General features: G+C 58.9%; 20 protein-coding genes. 6 read left to right on the forward strand and 14 right to left on the reverse strand.

Going from position 1 to position 25,947, the window contains the following annotated elements:
• Positions 1-294 precede the first annotated feature (294 nt).
• Genes bcsC through bcsE form a run of 9 tightly spaced genes read right to left on the reverse strand, consistent with a single transcriptional unit; the run spans position 295 to position 14,152 of the window.
• Entirely contained in the window at positions 295-3,825 is a 3,531-nt protein-coding gene (gene bcsC, locus AP059_RS05250; RefSeq protein ID WP_059762298.1) for a cellulose synthase complex outer membrane protein BcsC, read from the reverse strand.
• The gene (bcsZ, locus tag AP059_RS05255) at positions 3,813-4,922 is read right to left on the reverse strand and encodes a cellulose synthase complex periplasmic endoglucanase BcsZ (protein ID WP_059762299.1); all 1,110 of its coding nucleotides are present in this window, start codon (positions 4,920-4,922) and stop codon (positions 3,813-3,815) included. Before bcsZ ends, bcsC begins: the two co-directional genes overlap by 13 nt.
• A 3-nt stretch (positions 4,923-4,925) precedes the next feature.
• Positions 4,926-7,244, reverse strand: a complete 2,319-nt coding sequence (bcsB, locus tag AP059_RS05260; RefSeq protein WP_059762300.1) for a cellulose biosynthesis cyclic di-GMP-binding regulatory protein BcsB — start codon at positions 7,242-7,244, stop codon at positions 4,926-4,928.
• Complete coding sequence (gene bcsA, locus AP059_RS05265) at positions 7,241-9,841, reverse strand: UDP-forming cellulose synthase catalytic subunit (protein WP_059762301.1); 2,601 nt, start codon at positions 9,839-9,841, stop codon at positions 7,241-7,243. The genes bcsB and bcsA overlap by 4 nt, the downstream gene beginning before the upstream one ends.
• A complete protein-coding gene (gene bcsQ, locus AP059_RS05270; RefSeq protein WP_059762302.1) occupies positions 9,838-10,560 on the reverse strand; it encodes a cellulose biosynthesis protein BcsQ in 723 nt (240 codons plus the stop codon). Before bcsQ ends, bcsA begins: the two co-directional genes overlap by 4 nt.
• Complete coding sequence (bcsR, locus tag AP059_RS05275; RefSeq protein WP_059762303.1) at positions 10,557-10,811, reverse strand: cellulose biosynthesis protein BcsR; 255 nt, start codon at positions 10,809-10,811, stop codon at positions 10,557-10,559. The genes bcsQ and bcsR overlap by 4 nt, the downstream gene beginning before the upstream one ends.
• Positions 10,781-12,424, reverse strand: coding sequence for a cellulose biosynthesis protein BcsG (bcsG, locus tag AP059_RS05280; protein ID WP_059762304.1), 1,644 nt, complete (start codon positions 12,422-12,424; stop codon positions 10,781-10,783). The genes bcsR and bcsG overlap by 31 nt, the downstream gene beginning before the upstream one ends.
• Positions 12,411-12,611: a cellulose biosynthesis protein BcsF gene (gene bcsF, locus AP059_RS05285; RefSeq protein WP_059762305.1), complete on the reverse strand. Its 201-nt coding sequence runs from the start codon at positions 12,609-12,611 to the stop codon at positions 12,411-12,413. The genes bcsG and bcsF overlap by 14 nt, the downstream gene beginning before the upstream one ends.
• Positions 12,608-14,152 (reverse strand): cellulose biosynthesis protein BcsE, encoded by a 1,545-nt coding sequence (gene bcsE, locus AP059_RS05290; RefSeq protein WP_059762306.1) that lies wholly within the window; start codon positions 14,150-14,152, stop codon positions 12,608-12,610. Before bcsE ends, bcsF begins: the two co-directional genes overlap by 4 nt.
• Positions 14,153-14,625: 473 nt before the next feature.
• On the opposite strand from bcsE, the gene AP059_RS05295 reads away from it, so the two are divergent.
• Together AP059_RS05295 and AP059_RS05300 are read left to right on the forward strand one after the other, a co-directional pair.
• A complete protein-coding gene (locus AP059_RS05295; protein ID WP_059762307.1) occupies positions 14,626-14,892 on the forward strand; it encodes a YdcH family protein in 267 nt (88 codons plus the stop codon).
• Positions 14,892-15,203, forward strand: a complete 312-nt coding sequence (locus AP059_RS05300) for a putative quinol monooxygenase (RefSeq protein ID WP_059762308.1) — start codon at positions 14,892-14,894, stop codon at positions 15,201-15,203. Before AP059_RS05295 ends, AP059_RS05300 begins: the two co-directional genes overlap by 1 nt.
• 54 nt (positions 15,204-15,257) lie before the next feature.
• On the opposite strand, the gene AP059_RS05305 is transcribed toward AP059_RS05300, so the two are convergent.
• The gene (locus tag AP059_RS05305; protein ID WP_059762309.1) at positions 15,258-17,030 is read right to left on the reverse strand and encodes an acyl-CoA dehydrogenase C-terminal domain-containing protein; all 1,773 of its coding nucleotides are present in this window, start codon (positions 17,028-17,030) and stop codon (positions 15,258-15,260) included.
• Positions 17,031-17,075: 45 nt separating this feature from the next.
• Entirely contained in the window at positions 17,076-18,698 is a 1,623-nt protein-coding gene (locus AP059_RS05310; RefSeq protein ID WP_059762310.1) for an acyl-CoA synthetase, read from the reverse strand.
• 169 nt (positions 18,699-18,867) lie between these two features.
• Between AP059_RS05310 and AP059_RS05315 the strand changes: the two genes are divergently transcribed.
• On the forward strand, positions 18,868-20,352 hold the full coding sequence (locus tag AP059_RS05315) for a PAS domain-containing sensor histidine kinase (RefSeq protein ID WP_059762311.1): 1,485 nt from the start codon (positions 18,868-18,870) through the stop codon (positions 20,350-20,352).
• A gap of 3 nt (positions 20,353-20,355) precedes the next feature.
• The gene (locus AP059_RS05320) at positions 20,356-20,991 is read left to right on the forward strand and encodes a response regulator transcription factor (RefSeq protein ID WP_059762312.1); all 636 of its coding nucleotides are present in this window, start codon (positions 20,356-20,358) and stop codon (positions 20,989-20,991) included.
• Here AP059_RS05320 and AP059_RS05325 read toward each other — a convergent pair.
• The gene (locus AP059_RS05325; RefSeq protein WP_059762313.1) at positions 20,978-22,378 is read right to left on the reverse strand and encodes an aminotransferase-like domain-containing protein; all 1,401 of its coding nucleotides are present in this window, start codon (positions 22,376-22,378) and stop codon (positions 20,978-20,980) included. The genes AP059_RS05320 and AP059_RS05325 overlap by 14 nt on opposite strands.
• Before the next feature lie 147 nt (positions 22,379-22,525).
• On the opposite strand from AP059_RS05325, the gene AP059_RS05330 reads away from it, so the two are divergent.
• Complete coding sequence (locus AP059_RS05330) at positions 22,526-23,158, forward strand: LysE family translocator (protein ID WP_059762375.1); 633 nt, start codon at positions 22,526-22,528, stop codon at positions 23,156-23,158.
• Positions 23,159-23,316: 158 nt separating this feature from the next.
• Positions 23,317-24,204: a site-specific integrase gene (locus AP059_RS05335; RefSeq protein ID WP_059762314.1), complete on the forward strand. Its 888-nt coding sequence runs from the start codon at positions 23,317-23,319 to the stop codon at positions 24,202-24,204.
• 118 nt (positions 24,205-24,322) lie between these two features.
• Here the strand turns inward: AP059_RS05335 and AP059_RS05340 are convergent, their stop codons facing one another.
• Together AP059_RS05340 and AP059_RS05345 are read right to left on the reverse strand one after the other, a co-directional pair.
• Positions 24,323-24,772, reverse strand: coding sequence for an N-acetyltransferase (locus tag AP059_RS05340; protein WP_059762315.1), 450 nt, complete (start codon positions 24,770-24,772; stop codon positions 24,323-24,325).
• A 346-nt stretch (positions 24,773-25,118) separates the two neighbouring features.
• Positions 25,119-25,748: a dTMP kinase gene (locus AP059_RS05345; RefSeq protein ID WP_059762316.1), complete on the reverse strand. Its 630-nt coding sequence runs from the start codon at positions 25,746-25,748 to the stop codon at positions 25,119-25,121.
• Positions 25,749-25,947 lie beyond the last annotated feature (199 nt).

Raw genomic sequence — 25,947 nt, forward strand, 5'->3', positions numbered from 1 at the left:
GCCTCGACAGCGACTACAGGGTAGTCGTTGACGAGTAATGCGAGGCTACGTCCGGCGGGGAAGCCGTCGTAAAGCCATTCACCTTGGTGTTGCAGACACACTGCATTCGCCGGGTTTACGAGCGCTTCGCGCCTCGACAGCGACTACAGGGTAGTCGTTGACGAGTAATGCGAAGCTACGTCCGGCGGTGAAACCGTCGTAAAGCCATTCACCTTGGTGTTTCAGACACACCGCAATCACCAGGTTTACGAGGGCTTCGTACCTCGACAGCGATTACACGTGTGGCGTTGGCCATTACCGGAAGTCGGCGTACGGTATCAACGGTTCTACCGGCAACGGCAAATTGCCTTGCCAGGTGTCAAACGTATACCGCAGGTACATCAACGCACGGCTGGGTGCGTAGTCGTCGCTGTGTTGGTAGAGCACGCCACCGCCCAACACCAGATTGTCGGTCAACCTGCGCTCAACCAGGCCCTGCAAGCGGTAACCAAAGCCGCTGCTGCTGCCACCCTTGGTTTCACCTCCCATGGCGACACCGTCAAAACCCAGATCAATCACAGCGTCTGAAATTTTCGAATTCAAACCACTCAATGGGTACAAATCGCTTGAGCTGCTGTGCGCATGGGACCAGCTCAGCGAGCTTTCGAGTGACACCGACCAGTTAGCCGTCCTGAAGGCATAGTTCAACGGCACGCCAATCGAGTAGTACTCCTGCGGGCTGTAATAACCGCCCTGGCCCAAGGTGTATTCGCTCAGGTCCTTGTCGTACCCCCAATACATAAGGGTCAGGCCGGTGCGCATGCGTTCATCCGCGCGCTCCATCAAACGGTAGTAGTAACCGCCCATTGCGGTGGTTTTGTGGTTGTTCTCGACGTTTTTACCGCGCAACCAGTGTTGACCCAGGCTGGCCCATACGCCATCCACGCCACCTTCGTCGTGACTCAGCCCCAATGTGAGGCCATTGGAGGTCACACCGCCCCACGTGATCCCGGTGGTGCGGTCCTTGGCGCCAGCATAAGACAGGATCGAGTTACTCAATGGGCGACGCGACCCGGTCAGGGTCCAGCCCAGCGAACCGATTTTGTCACTGTAGGCCACACCCCCCAGCCAGTTGGGCACATCAAAGGTATCTGGGGTGCGGCCGATGTCGATGTCCCAGGTGTCATTTTTCCAGCCGGTGGCCATCGTGGTGCCACGCGCCGATTGCGAGTGGTTGTCGCACCCCGGATACAGCAGACGGTTCGAGTCTTTTTGACGTACGCCGACGCCACAGGTGCCGTATTGCTCGCGCACCCGGCCGTCGGCGTCGGTGTCGAATTTACCGGCGTCCATGTCCAGCTGTTCTGCGCGCACCCAGCCTGTGCCATCGGCAATGGGCAGGTCCAACTGCAAAATGGTGGTTGTGGTGTCGGTGTCCGAGGTGCCTTTGGAGGCATCGTCCGAACGCCAGCCGTAATCGGTGTACAGGTGCACCGTCGGGTTTTGCCGTTGATAGAGGCTGTCCACATCACTGCGCAAGCTGCTGGCCAACCACTCGTCATTGTCTTTGGCACGGCTGGCCAAGGTCATGGCGCGGTTATCCCGCGGTTCGGCTTGTGCAGGGGTCATCAACCCGGCACCGGCCATGCCCTTGGCGTAATAGTCCAGTGCCTGTCGTGGCTGTTTGGCCGCGATCAACCGCGCGGCATCGCGGTACACCACCGGATCAGCCTGCGGGGTTTTGAGCAGTTCGGCGAACAACACGCTGGCTTTGTCGGGTTCACCAACCTCAGACCAGGCATTGGCCAGGCGACGTTGCTGCGATGCGCTCAATACAGCTCCCGCTGAGGGTTTGAACTGCGCCAACTGTTGACGCGCTGGCGCCAATTGCTGGTTGGCAATCAGGTTCTCAATCTGGCCCAGATGCGCTTCGGTATTGTCCGGCTGCTTTTGCAACACCTGACTATAGAGGCGCTGCGCTTGATCGTAGTCCCCCCGTTCCTGCGCCCAACCCGCGACCGTCATCAGGTCATCGTTGTTGGGCGCTTGCATCAGCAACGCGATGGCTTGTGGCTCCTGACCCGCCTCGCGCAAACTTTGCGCACGCGCCACCAGCACATTACGGTGCAAGCGCGCGCCCAGCTCGCGCATGGCCTCAGTCCACTGCGGGCGCGGCAGTTGTTCCAGCGCGCTTAACGCGCTGGCGTCGCGCTCAGTGCCCGACAGGTACAGCGCGTAGGCATACAGCGCTTCAGGGTTGTGCCCCTGACGGCGTATCAGTTGCTTGAAACTGTCATCGGCGGCGCCCGGCTGGTTGATTTCACGCTGCGCGTTGGCCAGGCGATAGGTCAACCACGGCTCGTCCGGGGTCAGGTTGCGGATTTTGCTGAGTAGCGCGACCACCTGCGGCCAGTCCTTGCGGGCGGTCGCGGTATCGGCCTGCTGGTTGAGTTCATCCAGCTCAAAACCCTGACGCAGGCTGGCGAATTCTTTCTGGCTGGCGGCGGGCAAGCTGTTAAGAAAGGCTTTGGCTTTTTCTGGCGATTGCGCGCTGTACAAACGCACCAGCGCGCGTACTGCGCTGGCGTTACCCGGTTCCAGTTTGCGGGCTTGCAGCAACAAGGCTTCGGCTTGAATGTCGTTGAGTTCGCCCCGAGCGACACCGGCCAGGCCAATCAAGGCATCGGCATCGCCGGGTTTGGCTTTGCGCGCTTGTTCGAAGGCTCTGCGCGCCGTGGCGTAGTCTTTGCGATCCAGTGCTTTGTCGCCCTGACTGAGCAGCATCAAGTAATGACTGGCGTCCATCAGGTCTTGCCATTGGCTCATGAACGAGGTGTCTTGCTCTTTGTTGCGCGCTTTGATGAATGTGGCGTTGGCGTCTTCATAACGACTTTGACGCAGCAGCGCCAAACCCAGTGCGCCGTAAAGGCTTGGATCGTCGGGGTAGCTTTTGATCGCACGGCGCAGCAGACCTTCGGCCACCACCGGGGTGCGTTGCTGCTCGATCATTTGCTTGCCCTGCGCACCCGCCAGCCAGGCCGGGTCCGCCAGCAGGCGCTGTTGGGTGTGCAAGGTTTTGTTGGCCTCAAGCACCGTCGGGGAGGCGGGGTAGCGTTTGATAAACGCCTGCCATGCCTGCACGGTTTTGCGGTCGACGGGCAAGGTGTTGAGGTATTCATACTCTCGATCTGCCGCCGCATTGCTCGCCTGCGGATCGGTGGCCAACTGCTCCAGCACGGCCAGCGCCTCGGGCGCGCGCTTTTCTCTGAACAGCAAATCGACCAGGGTTTGTCGCAAACCGGCGTTGCCGGGGTACTGGCCGTCGAGGGTGCGCAGTTGCTCAATCACCTTGGGCCGTTGGCCGGGAATGTTGCTGCGAATACGCAGGTACTCCAGCGCCGTGGCAAAGTCAGGCGGGGCGTCGCCAAACAGCTGTTCAAAAATGGCTGTCGACTCTTCCGGGCGCCCCGCAGCGGCGAACAATCGCGCCTGTTGCAGGGCTTTTTGACTCTGCGGGTCTTGCAGCTTCATCAGGCTTTGGGCCTGACGTAACGCGCCAGAACCGGGGGCTACTTGCTGCAAATGGTCGAGGCGCTCGCGGGCCAGATCAGGTTTTTTTTCCAGCAGCGCCTGACGAATAGACGCCACCAGCGCTTGGGGATTGTTGGGGGCGATGAGTTCCAGTCGCGCCAAAGAATCGCGCACCAGGTCTTCGCGGTACATGGCCTCACCGACTCGCACTTGCTCCAGCAACCATTGTTGTTGTTCTTGCACCGTGGCGGGCTGAGCGAGGGCCGTGGTTGACAATCCCGTGAGCAAAAACGCCCATGTTTTTAGTTTTTGCATGTGTCAATCCAGGCCGGTAGCAGCTGTCCATCCTTGTCAAAGCGATAGCGTTGTTCATCAAAGCCCTGGCCAAACAACACCAATGACTGGTTGTAGTAGGCGTCGGCGGCGGGCGGGTCTTGCTGCAAACGCAACTTTTGCACCGCGTAGGCAGGCGAGTCGCTGCCCGCCAACAGCGGCAACAGTGCCGCCGAGAACCCGGCAGGGCCTTTGCCGGTGTATTGACCGCTCAGTGCATTCACACTTTCCGGGGGGTAGCCCAAGGTTTGGGTGAGGCTGACCATCGGCGCAAAATGCTCTTGCAAGACTTTGCGCCGGGGAGCGTCCTGGGCCAGCATGCCGATCCACAGGTACACGCGGATCGCATCGTAGTCGCCCGCGCTGCCGTCCTTGCTGTCAGGGGCCCAGCCGCTACCGGCTTTCCACAGCAGCCAGTCCGGGGCAAATCCCTTGGGCGAGCCTTCGATCAGCACACGCTGCTGATTGGCCGCCAACTCGCTCCAGACCGGCGACAGTTGGCTGAACCGCGCCAGTAACTGCGGCGGCAAGTAGCTGGGGTTGAGCCGCCAGCCCTCTGGGTTGTCAAAACCCAAGTCGCCTGGCAACAACATCAACCCCAGCTTGGGCAGTTTGCGCAGGCTTTGTGCGGCGCTGCGCCACAGCATGTTTTGCCCCATTGCGCTGTACTCGGGCACCTGCCACAGGCGCCCGGCTTCCAGCAGGCTGTAGGCAATCCACAGGTCGGCATCGGTGGCGTTGTTGCTGTCGAGCACTTGCCATTTGCCCGCCTTGGAGCGTCCCCACAACCAGGCCGGTAAGTGCGCTTCAAGGCTGCCATCGGCCAGGTTGTTACGGGTCCACTTCAAGATCTTCGCGAAGCTGGCCTGATCGTTGGCCAGCAAGGCGAAAAACAAGCCGTAACTCTGGCCCTCCGACGTGGTGATCAACTGCTCGGAAGAGCGGTCGATGATGCGCCCGTCGCTGCTCATCATGGCTTTTTTGTAGCTGTCCCAGGCTGGCCAGTCACAGCTGGCCGCGCTCGCCAGTGCAGGCAAACCGAGGGTCAAGGTCAGGGCGAGCGCGGCAAAGGGCTTCATGGTTTAGTCATCCTTCAAACGACGATTGGCCGCCCAGCTCAGGGCACGCCACAGCAAGAAGGCGCTGAGCAAGACACTGATCACAGCAATCACGGCCAGCAGCACCGGGTGCTCGGACAGCTGATACCAGAGCAGCAGCCACCACGGCAGGTTGCCGACAAAGTAGTTATCGCCGACCAGTTGGCTGTACACGCCGCTGCTGCGGATCAATGCAACCGAACCTGCTACGGCATTGAGCTTGCCGGTGTCGGCCAGGGTTTCACGCAACAAGGCGTAATCGGCATCGTCATTGCCTAACAGCGCCACGATGCTGCGCTGGTTATGGTGCGGCGACTGCATGCCCATGATCGCGGCAATCGGTGCTTGTGCGCTGACTTCGACCCGGGTGGCTGGCTGGCTGTGTTCATCCACTGACGGGCCGCGGCGGGCGCTTTGCTCAATACCGGCGTTGCTGTAAGGCTGTACCAACATGTCGCGTTGGCGTTGCAACAACAGGCTCAAGTCCGGGTTGTCACGCATATCCTCAGGCATTTGCCCCAACAGCAGCACGTCTGCGTCTTGTTTAACGGCGCTGTCCACATCATTGCTCAGGCGCAGGCCAAAGGCCGGGTAACCGGTGCGGGCGCTAATGCCTGCCACCGCTTCGAGCAGGGTGCTGACTTGCGTCGGCGTCGAGCTGCCCGGTACTACCACGATTGATTCGGACATGTCGGCCATGCGGCTGAACGGGAAACCACTGCGGGCGAACGCTTTAAGGTCCGGCATGCTGATGTAGTGGTGATAGCCCGACAGGTCGATGGTGGAGTCTTCATCGATGATCGCCTGGGTGTTGGCCGGCAGAATGGTCTGGCAACGGTCACGCTGTGCACTGCCTACGGTGCTGGCGAAGTTGAAGTCGAAGCGCAGGCGGTTACGGTCACCGATTTTCAGCGACGGGACGATCAGCTTGTCGTTGGCGTTGGCCGAGTCGTTGGACAGCACCGCCAAACGCAGCTCTTCGAGGTTGCTGGTGTTTTTGCGCTGCAACGCCAGGCTGGTGATGAACTGATCATTGAGGCTGATGTTCAAGCGCGAATCATCATTGGCCGACGGCGCCGTGTAACGGTACTGAGTGCGCAGCGGAATACCCTGGTTGCGCCACACGAACAGGTCGGGCGGCAGGTTGATGTCCAGGGTGATGGGGCGCGGTTGCAGGCCACTGACTTGCAACTGCTGCGGGTAGGTAATCAGTTCGGCAAAACGCACAGGCCGGTCGGTGCGCATCCATGCGGGCGCGTCATAGGGTTTACGCGGTTGCAGCGCCTCGACTTTGTCGATGGTAGCCTTCTGACCCCGCAGCAGGTTGCCGCCCAGGGCCAGCGCTTTGGCGGCGGTGGCCAGGTCATCTTCGTTGCGGCCCATGACCAGCAGGATCTTGCTGTACGGCGCATCGGGGTGATCGATCAGTTGCACCACCGGGGCGGTGACCGCCGGGAATTTTTCCAGATCGCTCATGAACGCCGGACGGTGATCGTTGGTGGCGAATACGATTGAGGGCTGTGTGGCTTCTTTGCTTTGCACGCTGGGCAAGGTGTCAAACAGCACCGGGAAGTCAGCGCCGCGCCAGTTGGACTGGCTGCCAAAATAGGACGCCAGTATCGCGGCGGCTTGTTGTTCGCCCAGGGTCGGGTTGGCGGCAAACACGAACGGCAGTTCCAGTTTGCCGGTGTTGCGCGGGTCAAAAAACGGCAACGGGAAAAACGCGAGGTCGTTTTTCAGGCTCAGGGCCTGCTCTTGCAAGGTGATGCTGCTGGCACGGCTGATGTTGACCCACAGCGTGTTATTGGCCGGGTCTTCGCAGATGTCGGTGTAATGGCCAATAAACTCAAGGCGCACGCGGTTGAAGTCTGCAATCAGGCGCGGGTCCAGTGCCATTTGCTGAGTGGTCTTGCGCCCCAGCTGGTCTTTCTCGATAGGTAAGACGCCCATCAACACATCGTTGAGGTACACCCGCAGATGGGAAATGGTCGGGATCAGCGAGGGGGAGGCGGTGTATTCCAGTTGCAAGCGCGCATCGCTGGCAATCCGGTCGCGGCGCACGCTGAATTCCACCTGTTCGGCACTGTTGATACCCAGCAACAACGTGTCTGTCGCGCGGCCCAGCTGCTCAAAGGTGCGCGTGACGGTCCAGCTCGGCAACGGTTGCTGGGTGTCCTCCAGCGCAGGCTTGGGCAATGGCGCCGGTGAGCTGCCCGGCAACGGTAATGGCGCCGCCATCAACTGTGAGGCGAAGGTCATCAGCGCAAGGCTGGCAAAGAAAGCTTTTTTAGAAAAACGACTCATGATTCGCTCACTGGCCGGGAGGTAATAGGGGGAGAGACGGGCATGCGCGGCAAAAAGCTGCCCAGCCACTGAAGGATTCGCATGAACGGGCGGGCGATGTGCCGCACCCAGGCAGGCAGGTATTCATAAAGGCGGTAATAGCCTTTGACGCCCAGGGCGAGAATTTCGCTGAGGCTCTGGATCGGCTTGTCGGCTTCAAACTCGCTGTTGTGGTCGAGCCAGGCATCGGCGCGGCCGAAGGTGCACTGCACGAACTCGATTTTTTGCGCAGGCGTCAGCTTGGCGAAGTTCAACCCCATGAACAGCTCGTTGGAGCGGGTCAGGTAGCCGGGGAATACAAATTCGCGGGTGCCCCGCTGCAGAATCAATGACACCGGGGTGCCCACCGGCAATTGCAATGCCTGACCCAGTTGCAGGCCCACACCGCCGTCGGAGTAATCCACCAGTTCGCACGGGTAGCTGTGGCCGTCGAGCAGTTTGATGGCGCCCGGCAAGCGCGTTTGCACACGGTGGGTTTGACGCACTTGACGCACTTCAGCGGCCACGGCCACCGCCGCACCAATGATCAGCAGGTTGTAAACCACCCACAACACACTGACCAGGATGGTGATGATTTCATCCTTAGGCCCGGTGAACAGGCGCCACACCGCAAAGCCCAGGCCCAGCAGGTTGAGCAGTGACAGCACCAGATACGGGCGCGCGGTCTGCCAGTCAAACTGGTTTTCTTCCATCATCCCGCCCTTGGCGGTGACGTTGAACTTGCCCCGCGAGGGGCTGAACAGGGCCACAGTGGTGGGGCGGGCGATGTACCACGCCAATACGGTTTCATACACCTCGCCCCAGAACGTCTGACGATACGCGCCCTGCATTCGGGAGTTGGTCAGGCTGGCGTGGATCATGTGCGGTAATACGTAGAGCAGGATCATCACTGCCGGGGCATAGATGATGTAGGCGTGCAGCAACAGGAACGCCAGCGGCGCGGTGAGGAAGATCAAGCGCGGCAACCCCACCAGAAAGTGCAGCATGGCGTTGGCATAGCAAATGCGCTGGAAGAAGCTCAAGCCTTTGCCCAGCAGGGGGTTGTCGGTGCGAAAGATCTGCACCATGCCCCTGGCCCAGCGAATGCGCTGACCGATGTGTGCCGACAGGCTTTCGGTGGCCAGACCTGCCGCTTGCGGGATGCGCAAGTACGCCGAGTTCCAGCCTTTGCGGTGCAGGCGCAACGCGGTGTGGGCGTCTTCGGTCACGGTCTCGACGGCAAAGCCGCCAATGTCGTCAATTGCAGTGCGGCGCAAGATGGCGCAAGAACCGCAGAAGAACGCGGCGTTCCACATGTCGTTACCGTCTTGCACCAGCCCGTAGAACAACTCGCCTTCATTGGGCCGATTGCGGAAGGTGCCCAGGTTGCGCTCAAACGGGTCCGGGGACAGGAAATGGTGCGGGGTTTGTACCAGCGCCAGTTTCGGGTCCCGCAAGAACCAGCCCACGGTCAATTGCAGGAAGGAGCGGGCGGGCATGTGGTCGCAGTCAAAAATCGCCACCAGTTCGCCGTCGATTTGCGTCAGCGCATGGTTGAGGTTACCGGCCTTGGCATGGCGGTTGTCGGTGCGCGCGATGTAGTTGATGCCCACCTCTTGGGCGAATGCCTTGAAGCTTGGGCGATTGCCATCATCCAGCAAGTGGATGCGCAATTTGTCTTTGGGCCAGTCAATGCCCAAGGCGGCATACACCGTGCCGCGGGTCACCGACAACTCCTCGTTGTAGGTAGGGATCAACAGGTCAACCACCGGCCATTGCCCGGTATCGGCCGGCAGTTGCGCCGGTTTGCGGTTCAGCGGCCAGGACGTCTGGATGTACCCCAAGATCAGAATCAGCCAGGAATACGTTTCGGCGGCCAGCAGGATCAAGCCGCAGGTCAAGTCCAGCCAGTCGTTCCAGTTCAGGGTGGAGGTGTAGCGCCACCACAGGTAACGGCACGAGACAATGATCGACAGCGAAATCAGCAGCAGCGTCGGAAACCGCCCCGGCATGCGCCGCACCAGCATGGCTATGGCCCACAACAGCACCACGAATACCAACTGCGCTAGATAGTCGAATGGCTCGGTGACGCAAATCAGGATCAGCACCAGCGCAACCACGCCGATGGCGATGTACAGCACCTTGCGGGTTTTCCAGCGAATCGCGTTCCACCAGTGCGAGCCTTTGTGCACCTGCGGACTGAGGGTCGACGGCAAGCGTTCAAATGCATTGGACAGCGCATTCCACGGCCGTTGCAGCACCAGCAGCCACGAATACAGACGAGCACGAAACTGGCGACGGGCACGCTGGCGGCGCAGGTGGTTTTCGTCAACGGGGCGCACGATGAGCAGCCACACGGTTTGAATGGCGTAACGCAACGGGTCGCCAATGGTCGGGCGCTTAGTGGCCAAATGCGGATACCAGCGCCGGTGCTGTTCGCGCAGAGCCTGCCAGTTAGGCGACTCCAGACGCAGAAAGACCCAGCCCAGCGCCTGGATCAGCGCCAGGATGAACGCGGTAAAACGCGTGCAGTTTTGATCGCGGCGCAAGCGTGTATAGGGGAACCGGTCGGCGATCATGCCTGCCTCCGTCCACGCAGCAGGCACCAACTGGCCAGGCTGATGATGTCTTGGGCGATCAGACTGCCGGGCGCGTAGCGGCCCACGGGTTCGCGACTGGCCAAGGCTTCGCCCATTGCTTCGTCGGCGTGCAGGTTAATCGGCACCACCGAAGCGGCGTAGCGATGGTGCCAAATCAGGGCCAGATCGCGCTGCAATTGGCTGCCCGCGTCATACCGGTTAACCACAAATACGGTGTCTTGCCGCGCTTGGGTCTGCAACAGCACATGGCAGGCGGCATCGGCGTTGAGCACAGTGAAGGAAAAAGCACACTGAGGATTACCCGCATGCCCCGGCAAGCGCTGCGGCAGGTCGAACAGCACCCAGTCAAACGCCTGATCCAGTGAAGCCTGGCGCTTGCTCCACAACTGCGGGCTGTCCAGCAACATGGCATCAAGCCGGGTGAGTTCTGCGCCCTCAAGTTGGCCGTAAGGCAGCACGCAAAGGCCGGGCGTCACCGTCCAGGCCTGTTGCTGCCAGGGTTGTTGGTCCAATGTGGCGCGCGCCCAGCCATCGCGCGGCGCCAGGTCCAGGTTGAAGTGCAGGCCCAGGGTGTTTTCCGGGCACATGTCCACGACCAACACGCGCTGACCCAGCGCGTGCAATGCATACGCCAGTGCGGCGAGGGTTGAGCTGGTGCCCACGCCACCGCGAATACCCCGCAGGCTGATGGCGATCATCGGGTTGTCTCCGGATGCTTTTGCAGCGTCAGCGCCGGGTTGTCCGCAGGCAGGGCCAGGCGCTGGGCTTCAAGATGAGCCAGCAAGGGCCAACGCTCCAGCGCCTGCATCAGTTCCATTTGCGCGGACACGTCAACATAACCCAGCGTGGGCAGGTCCATCATCGACTTGAGGCGCGCGATGTCGTCCGCCCGCTCAGTGCGCGAGAGGATGTCGGCGCTTATTTGAAACGCTGTGGGTAGGGCAGCCATCCGCCGTTCTCCTTGATTCGCACATAGGGCTTGCCGTTGTAATCCAGCACCACCGTTCCCGAGTTTTCAGACACTTTGGCCGTTTGCGGCAGGTTGCTCAGTAACTGCGACCAGTCCAGGTTTTGCCCGTTGCTCAAGGCCGGATCGGCGTACAGGCGAGCAATGATTTCAGCAATGGCCAAATAGCTGCTGGGTTGAGTGACATGCACAGGGGCCGTGTGTGGGGTTTGGCCCATGTTGATCAACTTGATGCCGACCGGAACGTGAGTGATTGAATCGCTGGGGATCTCACGCATCCCGGAGATTTGCATACGGTCACCGTGCAGCGCCGCGCCATGCTCAGGGACGATGGCCACGACCACCCGGCGACCGCTCTTTTGCAGCTCTTTAAGGAACGCGTTCAGGTCATCCAGCAGCACCTGCGCGCGGCTGCTGTAGTCAGCGCGTTTGGTGCCACCGTCCGCTGTGACTTGACGATTGCCGTCATGCAGGGTGGTGGTGTTGTAGAACAGCGCCATGTTGGGTTGGTCTTCAGCCAAACGGTGTTGCCACCACTTGCTCAGCACATCACGGTCGCGCCAGATCGGCGAGCCGTCGAAGCTGACATACGCCCGTGGCACGCCCGGTGCAGTGCCCAGCGCGGGCGGCGGCAGTTGACCCTGCTCGCGCACTTCTTGCAGGAAGCCGTCGAACTCGCCGGTATGGTTGAGCATCAGTTCGTCCGCGAACCCGAGCTTGCGCAGGTCATCAAACAACAGGCATTGGTCTGCCGGTGTTTTGTACAGCTGCGCGTGGGAGGTTTGACCACAGCTGGCGCGCAACAGGCGAATCGCCGCCGGGCCGCTGTAGGCAGTGGCCGAGTTGAAGTTGTCGAAAATCACGTCCATCTGGCTGAACAGCGCGTTGTCACGCAAGCCCACTTCGTCCAGGTCATCCCAGGCCATCGAGCAGATGTTAATCACCAGCAAGTCAAACGGCGGCGGCTTGACGGCCGGCTCCTTGAACTCGACTTTGCGCTCAGCTTCGCTTTTATAGAACGTGTCGAGATACGCATTGAGCGTTGTGTCATCCGGCTCACCGGTACTGGCGACAGGGGCGCCGGCGCCGGGTTGCACGTTCGCCACCGACGGCTGGGCGACTTGCGGGATCATCTGTTGCAGGTTGCCCATGCCCAGCCAGCACAAACCCAACAGGGTGAAGGTGGTCAGGCGCAACCACTGATTGAGAAATGCGTAGCCGATGATCAACACCAGGAGCATGGCGCACACTTGCCAGTCGATAAAGCGGCCCAGCAGTTCGACGATGTAATCCACCGAGAAGTCGAGCACGCCGGGCTGGGCGAGCAGACGGCTAAAAGGCGGGAACCAGGTGTCCTGATACAGCAACGCCACGGCCACCGGGATCGCAATCACGCTGCGCACACGACGCAGCAGCGGGTGGGCGAGGGGGATCAGCAACACCAGTGCGAAGATCAGGTTGGGCAGCACTTGAAAATTCAGGTGCCCGGTCCAGGCCAGCAGGAACTTGGCGAGGAAATACAGGTTCCAGCCGCCCAGGCCTTTCCACTTTCCGGCGATCCTGGCGGGGGGGGAAGACGACTTAAACAGACTCATCAGGCGTTCTCGAAGACGAACTGGCAGAAGCGCGACGACGTACGCCGCGAGATTTCAGGTAGCGGGGGCGCAAGTACTGCTCCAGGGAGACTTTCAAGCGCAGGCGAATGCGCCGTGACAGCAAGGTCAGCACCACCGTCACGGCACTGGTCAGGACAATCACATCGAGCAATTCAAGGAACGTCATGGCGCAGGCTCACTGAGGGGCAAAGTGATTCTTTGCGCGATTAACGGCGGGTGATTGAGCGGTGTCAGGGGTGCCGTCACGCTGTGTTCAATCGGGATATACAGCCCCAGGTCAGTCACCGGCGCCTGCATGAAGGCGTCTTCAGGCAGGTCAGCCATGCCGTTCAGCACCTGGCGATGGTTGAACAGGTCTCGCCACGGCAGGCGGCAGATATTGCCCAAAGCAGGGTCCAGGCCATCGGCACGGCAAGCGAACAAAAACAGGTACAGCTCGCCATTGAGCAAGCACGCGATGTCACCAAAACGGCGCAAACACATTTGATTGAGGAACAACTGCGGTTCAAGACCCGGCACCGGTTGGAACTTGAGCAGTTGATGGGTCACACCCCCCGAGCTGTCTGCGACGATTTGCTCCACGGTGTCATAAAACACGCGCGGGCTGACCAGACCGCGAATTTGCGGTGGCCGCTGGCGCTCCAGCAAGGTTTCGAAATCGCTGTTTTGGCTGTATTGCCAGCGCTGGCCCTGCACGCTTTCGATCATGCTCAAAAAGCGCGACAACACAGTGCCCTCGGGAACAATCAGGTTGGCACCGCACGCCAGCAACAAGCGCTCATCGCGATAACGCACGGCCGGTTCCATTTCCCGCACCACGATTTTCAGTTCAGGGCCGCATTTTTCCCGCAGGTCATGCAGCTGCTGCGCCAGTTCAAGCAGTTGATGGCTGTTGTCGATGCTCACAATGACCGTGGCAGCCCGTGCCGATTGGGCTTCTTGCAACAGCGCTTGACGGTCTTCAAACAGGTACCAATGCCTGGACAATGAAGGCGAGCCTTCAAGCACGGCGCGCTCGACCAGATACACGTGCTGGTCGTCCGCTACGCGCGGCTGGGTATCGACCCCTGATTGGGGGATCAGGGTGAAGCACTGTTTATCAATCGACAGCTTGAATTCCTGGCCAGCGCTGACGCCCAGTCGGTTATGCCAGAAGTGCAGTTGGTAACGAATATCGCCGTTGTGCCGGTACAAGCGGCTCAATCCGGACAACGTCTCATTGAGCTGCAACAGTTCGCTGTGCAATGACTGAGCGTCGCCGTGAGCGATCACCAGCAATGTGGCCTGGCGCTCTTGTAACCAGGCGCGCACCCGTTCACACCAACGCTGTAAACGCTGCGACCCCACTTTGTCGCCCCAACTGCTGGCAGGTGCCACCAATACAACCTGGCTCGCAGGACCAATGCCGGCGCGGCTCATGTCTCGGGTCAGCGTGGCCAGGCCCGGTTTGATCTCGCGCACGGGGATCTCGAACAGTTTGAGCTTGGCGGGGCCGCGATCGGGTGCCAGGTCACTGAGGATGCTGTGCGGGGTATTGGCGCAGGAAATCAAGGTCGACGGTATTTGCGGCGCCAGTGCTTCAATGAACTGGCGGGCCACAACTTTTGCGTCAGTCGGTTGATCGACGGTAACCCAGTACAAACCTCCCGTGCGTAAAGCGATCTGTTGATCCAGCAACCCGCGGATGGCCAAAGTGGTAAGAGCCAAGCGAAACGTCCCCCCATGGAAGCGTACGAATAAATAGCGCGAATGCAGTCGGGTACAACGATCACACACATCGCAGGTTGCGCAGATTGCATAACGCTTAATGACGTCAAACAAATGGCGCTAATTTTTTAACCTGTTAAGCGTAGACGATTATTCGTACACGTCCCTGTTAAATCAGTCCGTACATACGTAGGACATAGCCTTGGCGCATGCCAGAAAGTGCGCATCCTATCACTGCAAAAAGGGGATCGCTCATGATTTAAAACAAGTTTCGTCAAAAAAATGCTGCAAGTAGTGCTCAAGTCATTAAATTGACAAATTTTTGATCCAGGGCACTAAAGAGCACCTGCGGCTTTCTGAGTGCGCCATAGCGTGCTATTGCTTAACAGGCGTTGGGCGAGCAGCCAAACGTGTCTGTTTGGGTTCACTGAGTGAGCCTGCCCCCTTCACCGCAACGAACATGAGGTGCAGATATGCCGGTTAAACATGACTTGCCTGAGGACTTGGGCATTACCCCTGAGACCTTGAACACGCTCAAGGCTCACAACCCTCACCTGACAGCGCTGATACAGAAGTATGCGCAGGCCGATAAAAAGGTGCTCGATGCCGAAAAAGGCGATGCCGTCGCCACGCCCGATGCGGTGCTGACTGAGCTAAAGTCCAGCCGTTTAGCCTTGAAAGATCAAATTGTCGAGGCGTTGAAAGCCTCACAAAAGAGCCAAACAGCGCAGGAGCAGTAATGTCTAACATCATCAAAATTGTCGCCACGCTGCGCGCAAAGCCGGGCAAAGGCCAGCACCTTAAACAGGTATTGCTGGCGTGTGTAGAAGGCTCGCGGGCCGAACCCGGCTGCTTGTTTTATGACTTACATGTAGACCGCAGCGACGCGGAGCGTTTTGTGTTCATTGAAGGCTGGAAGGACATGGCGGCCATCGAGCACCACAAAACCACCGCGCATTATCTGACGATGGGTAAAGCGGCCGCAGATCTGGTCGACACGCGTGAGGTGCTACAGCTCGATGAAGTGAGTGAGCCTGCTGCGCGCCGCTGATGGACGCTGCATGATGGTTGGCGGCCCTCATCAGGCCGCCATTTTTATAGGGACTTAAAAGCTGGCAGCGTCCAGTTCGAACAGAGAGTTGCTGCCAGCGCGAATGGTTTGCTCCAGGCTGAGCGTGCGCGGCAGCACGCGATTGAAGTAAAACGATGCGGTGGCCAGCTTGGCGTCATAGAACGCAGGCTCTGCCTCCCGTGCACGTTGCGCCACATCCGCCATGCGCGCCCACAGCCAGGCGTACGCCACGTAACCAAACAGGTGCAGGTATTCAACCGAGGCCGCGCCAATTTCGTTGGGATTGAGGGTGGCTTGTGCCCGCAGCCAGTCACTGACGTCTTCAAGGCGCTGCACGGCTTCGAGCAGCGGGTTTGCATAAGGCGTGCCGGGCAGGGCGGCGAAGTCACGGATCTGGCGGGTAAACAATTGCAACGTGACACCTTCATTGGCAATCACTTTGCGCCCCAGCAGGTCCAGCGCCTGAATCCCATTGGTGCCTTCGTAGATTTGCGCAATGCGCACATCCCGCACCAACTGCTCCTGACCCCATTCACGGATATAGCCGTGGCCGCCGAACACTTGCTGGCCCAGCACGCAGCTGTCAAAGCCGGTATCGGTGAAGAACGCTTTGGCCACCGGGGTGAGCAGTGCCACAAGGGCGCTGGCCTGTTGTTGTTCTTGCGCATCGGCCGAGTACTTGGCCAGGTCCAGTTGCTGGCCGACGTAGCTGGCAAACGCACGGCCGCCCTCGGTCAGGGCTTTGATGCTGAGCAACATGCGCCGCACATCCGGGTGCACGATGATCGGATCGGCGATTTTGTCCGGCGCCACTGTGCCAGTGGGGGCACGGCTTTGCAGGCGTTCACGGGCATAGGTGCGCGCGTTCTGGTAAGAGGTTTCAGCGCATCCAATGCCCTGTATACCGATCGACAAGCGCTCGTAATTCATCATGGTGAACATCGCCGCCAAGCCTTTGTTGGCTTGCCCGATCAACCAGCCGCGGGCACCGTCAAAGTTCATCACACAGGTCGCCGAGGCCTTGATACCCATTTTGTGTTCGATGGAGCCACAGGTCACCGCGTTAGGCTCGCCCAAGGAGCCGTCATCATTGACCTGGATTTTTGGCACCAAAAACAGCGAGATCCCTTTAGGCCCCGCAGGCGCATCGGGCAGCCTGGCCAACACCAGGTGAATGATGTTCTCGGTCAGGTCCTGGTCGCCGCCGGTGATGAACATTTTGCTGCCAGAGACGCTGTAGCTGCCATCGCTCAAGGGTTCTGCGCGCGTGCGAATAAGCCCCAGGTCGGTGCCTGCATGGGCCTCGGTCAAACACATGGAACCGGCCCAGCGCCCTTCATACAGGGGGGGCAAGTAGGTCGCTTTGAGCGCCTGGCTGGCGTGGGCATCGATTGCCAGGCACGCGCCACTGCTGAGCGCTGAATACAGGGCAAAGCTTGAGTTGGCGGCGTAGAGCATTTCTTCAAACTGCACCGCGAGCATTTTGGGCATGCCCATACCGCCAAATTCAGGATTTCCCGACACCCCGACCCAGCCACCTTCAATGTAGGTGGCGTAAGCAGACTTGAACCCGGCCGGGGTGGTGACCTGGCCCGCCAGCCAGTGCGCGCCTTCTTCATCGCCCGCCCGGTTAAGCGGAGCAATCAACTGGCCGGTGACTTTGGCGGCCTCTTCAAGAATGGCATCGGCGGTGTCGGCGTCGACATGATCGGCCAGCGCAGGCAAGCGCGCCCACAGGGCTGGCGCTGCAAACACTTCGTGCAAGACAAACCGCATATCACGCAGCGGCGCATTGAATTCAGGCATCACAAAACCTCGTTGTGGCACAGCGAATAGGGGGCGCGCACCGGCTCAAAGGGCCTTGGCCATGTCGCGCAAGACGTATTTCTGAACTTTGCCCGTAGACGTTTTGGGTAACAGGGTAAACACCACGGTGCGCGGCACCTTGAACCCGGCAAGATATTCGCGGCAAAAGCTGATGATTTCAGCCTCACGCACATGCCCATGGTCTGCTTTGAGGGTGACAAACGCGCAAGGGGTTTCACCCCATTTTTCGTCCGGGCGCGCGACAACGGCGGCCTCCATGACACCGGGATGGCGGTACAACACGCCTTCCACTTCGATGGTAGAAATGTTTTCGCCGCCGGAAATGATGATGTCTTTGAGACGGTCCCGAATTTCAACATAGCCATCGGGATGGCACACCGCCAGGTCGCCCGTATGAAACCAGCCGCCCTCGAAGGCTTCTGCCGTGGCGCTGGGGTTTTTCAGGTAACCCTTCATCACCGTGTTACCGCGCATGAATATCTCACCCATGGTTTCGCCATCTCTGGGCGTAGGTTGCAGGGTTTTGGGATCGGCGACCATCAACCCTTCCAGCGTGGGGTAGCGTACGCCCTGACGGGATTTGATCTGAGCGCGCTCTGCCAGCGGCTGCTCATCCCACGCATCGTGCCAGGCGCAAATCGTCACCGGGCCATAGACCTCGGTCAAACCATAGACATGGGTGACCTTGATGCCCATTTCTTCCACGGCGCCAATCACTTTGGCCGCAGGTGCCGCACCGGCCACCAGCGCATGCACCGGATGGTCGATGGCGGCTTTGGCAGAGGCTGGCATGTTGACCAGCGCGTTGAGCACGATGGGCGCGCCACTGAGGTGGGTGACCTGATGCTCGCGAATCAGTGTGAGGATTTTTTGCGGGTCGACCCGGCGCAAAAACACATGCACGCCCGCCAGCGCAGTAATGACCCACGGGTAACACCAGCCATTGCAATGAAACATCGGCAAGGTCCACAGGTACACCGGGTGGTTACCCATAGCCCAGACCATCTGATTGCCCAACGAACTCAAGTACGCGCCACGATGGTGATACACCACGCCTTTAGGGTTGCCGGTGGTGCCGGATGTGTAGTTCAGCGCGATGGCGTCCCACTCATTGGCGGGCCATTGCCATTGGTACTGCGGATCACCCTCGGCCAGCAGGGCTTCGTAATCCAGCGCACTGAGCGGCTGGCCTTCGCCGTACTCCGGGTCATCGACGTCGATAATCAGTGGCGGGTGATCGAGCATGGCGACGGCCGCGTGCACCACGTCATGGAACTCGCGGTCCGCGATCAGCACTTTGGCTTCGCCGTGGGCCAGCATGAAGGCAATCGCTTGCGCATCAAGGCGCACATTGAGGGCATTGATCACGGCGCCGATCATTGGCACGGCAAAGTGCGCTTCCAGCATCGCCGGAATGTTGGGCAGCATGACCGCCACAGTGTCGTTTTTGCCGATGCCGCGCCCGGCCAGCGCGCAGGCAAGCCGTCTGCAACGGCTGTAGGTTTGAGCCCAGGTTCGACGAATCGAGCCATGAATGACGGCGGGGTAGTGAGGGTAGACGCTGGCGGTGCGTTCGATGAAGCCCAGCGGGGTGAGGGCGGTGTGATTGACAGCAGCAGACCCGAGGCCTTGCTCAAAAATCGACATAGTGGTCATTCCGGTGGCTGATTGTTAGCTCTATGGCTGCCCGTTCTGCCAGTGGCGCGCGGGTCAGTTTGATGTCCGGCCCGAGTTATATCCCACTCTGTATTTGATATGGAAGTAATACCTAAGCACTATAGTAGTTGTTCTATAGCCTCTAGCCTCAGGACCTTAAATGCCTGTTTCTCTCTTGCTGCATGACCCGCAACCCACTGTAGTGCTCGACGCAGAGGGCTTGCCACTCACGGCCAATCGCGCGATGACCACGTTGCTGGCCGGTGCGCCGCTGGGTCAAGCACGCGCATGGCTGCCGCATAACACGCCTGAACTGGTGCGTTCATGCCTGCAACAGGCTCGCGCGATTGAACAAGTAGAGGCCCAGTGCACGGCACAACTGTGGCTCTGGACACTGATCCCTGATGTCGCCAGCCAATGCGTGGTGGCCCGTGGCCGGGAAGCCAGCGAGGAGCTAGTGGCAGGGCGCGAAGCCGCGAAAGCCAGGCGCCTGTACCGTCTGATTACCGAAAACACCACCGACCTGATTTCACGGCACACCCCGGACGGGCGTTTTCTGGATGCCTCGCCCGCTTCCTGGACCTTGCTCGGTTATTGGCCCGAAGCCCTGCGCGGCACGCAAGCGCAGCGCTTGTTCCATCCTCAGGACCTGGCCGGGGTGATGCTTGAAGCGCGTGATGCGCTGCACGTCGAGGGCTATCACACCATGACCTACCGCATTCGCCATCAAGCTGGGCATTACCTGTGGTTTGAAACCGCCAGCCGTGCCATTCGTGAAACCTATACCGGGGATGTGGTGGAAGTGGTCAGCGTGTCACGGGACATCACGCCGCGCGTTCAGGCCGAGGAGAACAGGCGCCGATTGGCAGACGTGGTGGAGGCCCAAAAGCGTCAGCATCAAGATGAAATGGCACACACGGCGCGACTGGTCACCTTGGGGGAGCTGGCCTCGGGGATTGCCCACGAGATCAATCAGCCGCTGGCCGCCGTGGTCAATTATGCCCACGCCAGCCAACGCTACCTGCAAAACCTGGCCAACAACCCGCAAGCGGTCGAGCGGGTTGCCGAAGGTCTGGAACGCATCACCCTGCATGCCAACCATGCTTCTGAGGTGATCAAACGCTTGCGCGGTTTTTTGCGTAAGGGCCGGCGCAATGTGCAAGCGCTGGACGTGGGGGAGGTGATACGCCAAGCCGTGAGTTTATGTGCCTGGGAGGCGAGCGCACGCCAGATCAGCATCGACCAGCAACTGGCGGCCTCAGTGCCGCGGGTGTATGCCGACCGGGTCCTGTTGGAGCAGGTACTGCTTAACCTGTTGCGCAATGCCATTGATGCCAACCACGAGCAACATCCCGGCGGCCCTTCGCGCCTGCTGTTGCGCGCACACCCCTTGAGCGACGGGCGCCTGCAAATCAGCGTGCACGATCAAGGACCGGGGGTCAGTGATGAGCAACTGGAGCAGCTGTTTACGCCGTTTTACACCAGCAAGGCCGACGGTCTCGGCCTGGGCTTGTCGATGAGCCGCAGCATCATTGAAGGTTTTGGCGGCGAATTGTATGCGCAACCGCAACCTGAAGGCTTATTGGTGTGCTGCATCCTGCCGTTGAACGGGTCAATCACCCAGCAAAAACAAGAGAGTAATTAAAGCATGACGATTGCAGTGCAACCCAAGGTGTATGTGGTCGATGACGACCAGGGCATGCTCGACTCAACGGTGTGGCTGCTGGAGTCCGTGGGCCTGAGCGCGCTGGCGTTTACCAGCGGACAGGCTTTTTTGCAGGCCTGCGACGCCAGGCTAAACGCCTGCGTGATCCTCGACGTGCGCATGCCATCAATGGGCGGCCTGCATGTGCAGCAGGCACTTATAGAGCGCGGTATTAACCTGCCGGTGATTTTTGTCAGCGGGCATGCCGATGTGCCCATCGTGGTGCGCGCGTTCAAGGCCGGCGCCCATGATTTTATCGAGAAGCCCTATAACCAGCAGTTGTTGCTCGACAGTGTGCAGCAAGCATTGAGTGCCAGCGTGGCGCAGCGCGTGACGAGTCAGGCGCTGCGCGATGTGCAAGAACGCCTCGATAGCCTGACGCCTCGCGAGCGCGATGTGTTGCTGCCACTGGTCAAGGGCTGCACCACCCGCCAGATAGCCGAGCGACTGGCCGTTAGCGTCAAGACCATTGATCTGTACCGCTCCCGGGTCATGAAGCGCATGCAAGCGCAGCATTTGCCTGATCTGGTGGGCATGGCCATTGCTGCCGGGCTGGTTGATCCGCTCAACCTGCGCTAATCAACAGCGCTTCAACGGCTACCATCACCTGAGGATCATCGGTGTGGGCGACATTGAACCGAAGCTGGCGCTGGCGTGAAGGGGCATAACCGAACAACGTCCCCGGCGCGAGCACCATGCCCTGTTGCAACGCCGTGTGGGCCAAGGCGTCAGCATCCAGACCGGCTGGCAATGTGGCCCAGATAAACAGTCCACCCTCGTAGGGCTGGCTCAAGGTCATGCCTAGCCCGTGCAACCATGCCGCCACCCGCGCACCGCTGCTCAACAGGTCGCGCAGCACACGCTTACGGTGTTTGTGATAACTGCCGTCGTTGAGGGTTGAGCACACCAGTTGCTCAAGCATCTCGCAGGTAATACCGCCGCACATCAGCTTCATGTGCGTCAGGCTGGCTGCTTGCTGCGCGGTCGTCACCACATAGCTGACCCGAAAATTGGCGCTGAGGGTTTTGGAAAAGCCGCTCAGGTAGGTGACGTGCTCAGGCCCCGCCAAGGTGGACAGTCGCAGCGGCGGGTCAGGGTGCAGGTCACCATACAAATCGTCTTCGATGATGTGGCAACCGTAGCGCTTGGCCAGCTCTAAAATTCCATAGGCCTGACTGGGCGAAAAGGAATGCCCGGTGGGGTTATGCAGCACGCTGGTGGTCAAGTAAACGCTGGGGCGCTGTTCAATCAACAGCGTTTCCAGCGCCTGCAAATCCAGACCTTGAGCCGTGCGTTCAAGCGTTACAACCTGCGCGCCGTGCAACGCCAGGTTGGCGTGAAAATTGAAATAGCAGGGCGCATCCAGCAGCACGGTGTCACCCGGCCGAAGGCGTAGACGCAGCAGCATGTCCAAAGCCTGGATCGTGTTGCTGCTGGTGATGATCTGTTCAACAGGCACATCGAGGCCCTGGCTCGCCAGCTTTTGCTGTAATGCCTGGCGCAGCGGCAGATAACCTGCCGGGTCGCCATAACCGGTCAACCGCAACTGGGCTGAACGACTGATTTGCCGCAGGCTGGCGCGCAGGGTGCTGGGTTGCAGCCAGTGTTCGGGCAAGTGACCCGCGCCGGGGCGCATGGCAAGGCTGGCACCGATCAAGGAGCGACGCAGTACGCTGGTCAAATCCTGTGGCAGCAGGTCGACGCCAGCGGCGCGCGACTGTGTCGGCGCCAGGGCCACAAAATAGCCGAGGCCCTGACTGGAGGTAATACGGTTTTGCCCGCGCAGGCGATCGAGTGCCTCGATTAGAGTGAATTTGCTGACCCCTAATGCTTCGGTCATTTGCCGTGCGGAGGGCAATTTACTGCCGGGGCTGAGTAATCCCTGATCAATTGCTGCGCTTAGCGCATCAACGATTTGCTGAACCTTGGGCGTTCCGGGCTGAAATTCAAGGGTTGGAATGTGCATGACGGCCTCGTACTTTGCCGGTCATCCTACCAGTAAAGATCGGTAAAGTTAGGCCGGGCTTTATCTGCTGCATGGAGCGCACTTTGTCTAACATGGCCCACCGCTCGTACCCGTTCGAGTGATGAGATCAGGGATGTAATGCGCTTTATGGCTACTCAATTGACTTTTGCGTCCTTTGCTTACTTTTTGATGTTCTGCGCCACGATGACTTTCAGCCCTGGCCCCATGACCTTGCTGTTGATGGGGTTTGGCATGCAGGAAGGCTTGAAACGCTCCATGCCCGTGCAGTTGGGCGCCAGTGCGGCGTATCTGGTGTCGATTCTGATTTTTGCTGTCGGCTTTGCCGAACTGGTGAAAGGCAATGTATTGATCAGCCGTGGGATTCAATACATTGGCGTCGCCTATTTGCTGTACCTGGCTTACCAGCAATGGACCCGTCAGGGGCTTTGCTTGCAAACCCCTGACACGCCAATGGCCAGCGGCTTTAAAGGACGCTTCGGAAAAGGTCTGTTGACCGGATTCTCAAACCCCAAAACGATTGTCATGTTCAGCGCCGTGTTCCCGCAGTTTGCAGGGCAGGGCGGCGACACCCGAATGCTGGATTTGGCAGCGCTGGGGCTGGCCTTCTTGCTGCTGCAATTTGCCAGTGGCTGCTTGTATTGCTATTTCGGCCAACGCATTCGCCATGTGCTGCAAAGCCCCAAACGCCAGAGACTGCTGCAAAGGGCCACTGCCGTCATGCTGCTGTGCGTGGCTGCGTTACTGGCGCGCGGTTTTTAAAGACGGCGCTGGCGACTCAACACTGCGGTAAACAAATCAGATTGATGCGGTATATTGCAGGCCTGTTTTGAGCCGTATCGAGATTGGTTTTGTCGACTTCTGACCCCGCAACACCGCTGGCCGCCATCAGCCCTTTAAATGCCGTGCAGGCGCCTGTGATGCTCTATCTAGAGCGGCTTGCGCCATCGAGCAAGCAAACCATGCGTTATGTGTTGCAAGACGCGGCCGATCGACTGGGCGTTGAAGACGTCACCATCGACGAATTCCCGTGGCATCACTTGCAGCCGGGGCATATCACGGCTCTGGTGGCCGCATTGCGTACCGACGGCTATGCACCCAATACGTCGTCGTTATACGTAAACGCCATTCGCGGCGTGATGAATCAAGCCTGGCAGCAAAGCCTGATCACCCAGGATCATTTACTGAAAATCCGTGCTGTAAAAGCAGGCGGCGGCACACGGCTAAGCAAAGGCCGCAACCTGCGGCGCAGCTTGATTCGTGAGTTGATGGAGGTGTGCGCAGCCGACCCGCGCCCGCAAGGGTTACGTGATGCCGCGATCATCGCGATTCTGTACGGCTCGGGGATGCGCAAGTCTGAGTCGGTGAACATGGAACTTAGCCAGGTCAACGTGACAGAGCGCAGCTTGCAGGTATTGGGCAAGGGCAACAAAGAACTGATCAAATTCGCCCCGGCCTGGGCCTTTGAAAAACTCGACGCCTGGCTGCAATTTCGTCGGGCGAACTTACCCGAGGGGGTCAGTGACGATGAGTTTTTGTTCAATCGCATTCGCCGAGGCAACCACATCACCCGAGAGCGCATTACCAAACACGCGATTTACTACATCGCCAAACAGCGCGGCAAGCAGGTGGGCGTCAACATCATGCCCCACGACTTTCGTCGCTCATTCATTACCCGCGTGATCGAAGAGTACGACGTCTCCATTGCACAAAAACTGGCGCACCACGCCAACATTGCCACGACCGTGAGTTATGACATGCGCGATGACAACGAACGCCGCAACGCCACCGACCGTTTCATTCTTTAACGGCTTTATCCGGCGTGCCGCACCGCGCGAAGCAGGGCAGAGTGGCAGGCTGAATACTCCGATCTATATATAACTCAACTAAACAGACATTTAGTTGAGTTATGAATTTTGGATATATTCAATTCTTAAAGGGGATAGGAATTCGCCGCCTCCATGTCATCAGGTACTCGACGCAACCCGTTTGGGGATCAGATTGCTCCTTAACCCACTTAAAGCCCTGGGACTGGTAAAAGGCGACACTGGGTGTGTTTGCCTTGTAAACCGCCAGCTTCAACTCGTTGCGCAGCAATTTGGCATGGCCGATCAACTGTTTGCCCAAACCCTTGCCTTGATGGGCGGGATCAACAAACAAGGCTGCCAATTGATCACTCATCAACGAGTAAAAGCCTTGAACCCCGGATGAACCCTCAATGACATAGGTTACAGATGCTGGAATATAAACGTTGCGCATCATCTTTGTATGCGATTGCCAATAAGACGCATCGATAAAGTCATGCGCCTTGATCGAAGCACTCAGCCAAATACTTAGAAGGCATTCCATGTCGCGATATTCAAATGGCCTAATCATTTGTCATTCCATTGTGGTTTACGTGCTGAGCACAGTGAAAAACTGGTGGCGTCAGCCCCTTAGTAGTCAACGTCATGCCGGTAGCACTGACATTAACGATCACGTGTTGAACGGCCGGACATTGTTGCACAAGCCCAAATAGGTATTGAGGAACTTGCAGCACATCCGTCCAGGTCGATGAGACGGTAAGCGCGACAAAGTCTTCGGCTTATCAGGCTGAGCCGATGTTAAAAAGCAGCCTCCACTGACCCTGACACCCCAATACCAAGGTTCGCATAATGTATATTATGTTAAATCATGTATTTGGCTAATGTGTTCATAACGCTTCATCACGCCAGTCAGTGATTTAATCGCGAGCATCCTCGCCCTTCAGGACTCTATGGATTTCAGTAATCACCTGCTTTGTGGCGTCTTCGATCGTTCCCTCATTGCGGCATAACATCCAGCCATGCTGTGCAGTGGCTCGCTCGAACGCTTGGGTGCAGGCAACATGTTCCTCAAACTTATGGATCACTGTACTGCTCAGCCCACGCCGTCGTGCCATAGCTCTGGCCCATGAAATCTCAGGGCTGGTGACAACTGCGACATGCAGATCCGGTACTCGCACTTTACGATCGATGTTCAACTGCAGAATTTCAGCAAACGGGACTATCCGGCGAAACGCAGCGTCAGAGGGATACCAGCGATCGATCAATATGATGCTGTCATGGGGTTGTTTGGCCAGCACGTTTTGGGAAATCCACCTGCGGCTATCAGCAAAACGCTCACACACCTGAAACTCCAGATCCCGAGTGGGACTTCTGACGAGTTCGTTAACGAGGGCCATGATTTCCCCCCTAAAAGGATCGCTTTTTTGCTCACTCAGCCGGATGACTTTTTGGCTGTCGGCCCTCAGTGCTTGGGTAATAGCTTCCAACAGCGTGGTCTTGCCAGTTCCTTTGGCACCATCTAGAGAAATAAACAGCTGACGATTCATTCTTCACATTCTGCCGAGGTTGGCCCCGACCTTACGACGCCACCCTGCTCCCGCCAACGAATCTTTACCTGAGCAAGATCTCGTTCTGCCATTTGGCAAACAGCAAAGTCATGTGCTGGCTGTGGCCATCGTGACCGTTCAGCTTAAAAGTCGGACGTCATTATTTAAATCATGCCTGACTCAGCTCATCGCAAACATC

Origin of the sequence: Pseudomonas sp. TAA207 (genome assembly GCF_001529285.1) — a bacterium.
Taxonomy (GTDB): Bacteria; Pseudomonadota; Gammaproteobacteria; order Pseudomonadales; family Pseudomonadaceae; genus Aquipseudomonas; species Aquipseudomonas weihenstephanensis.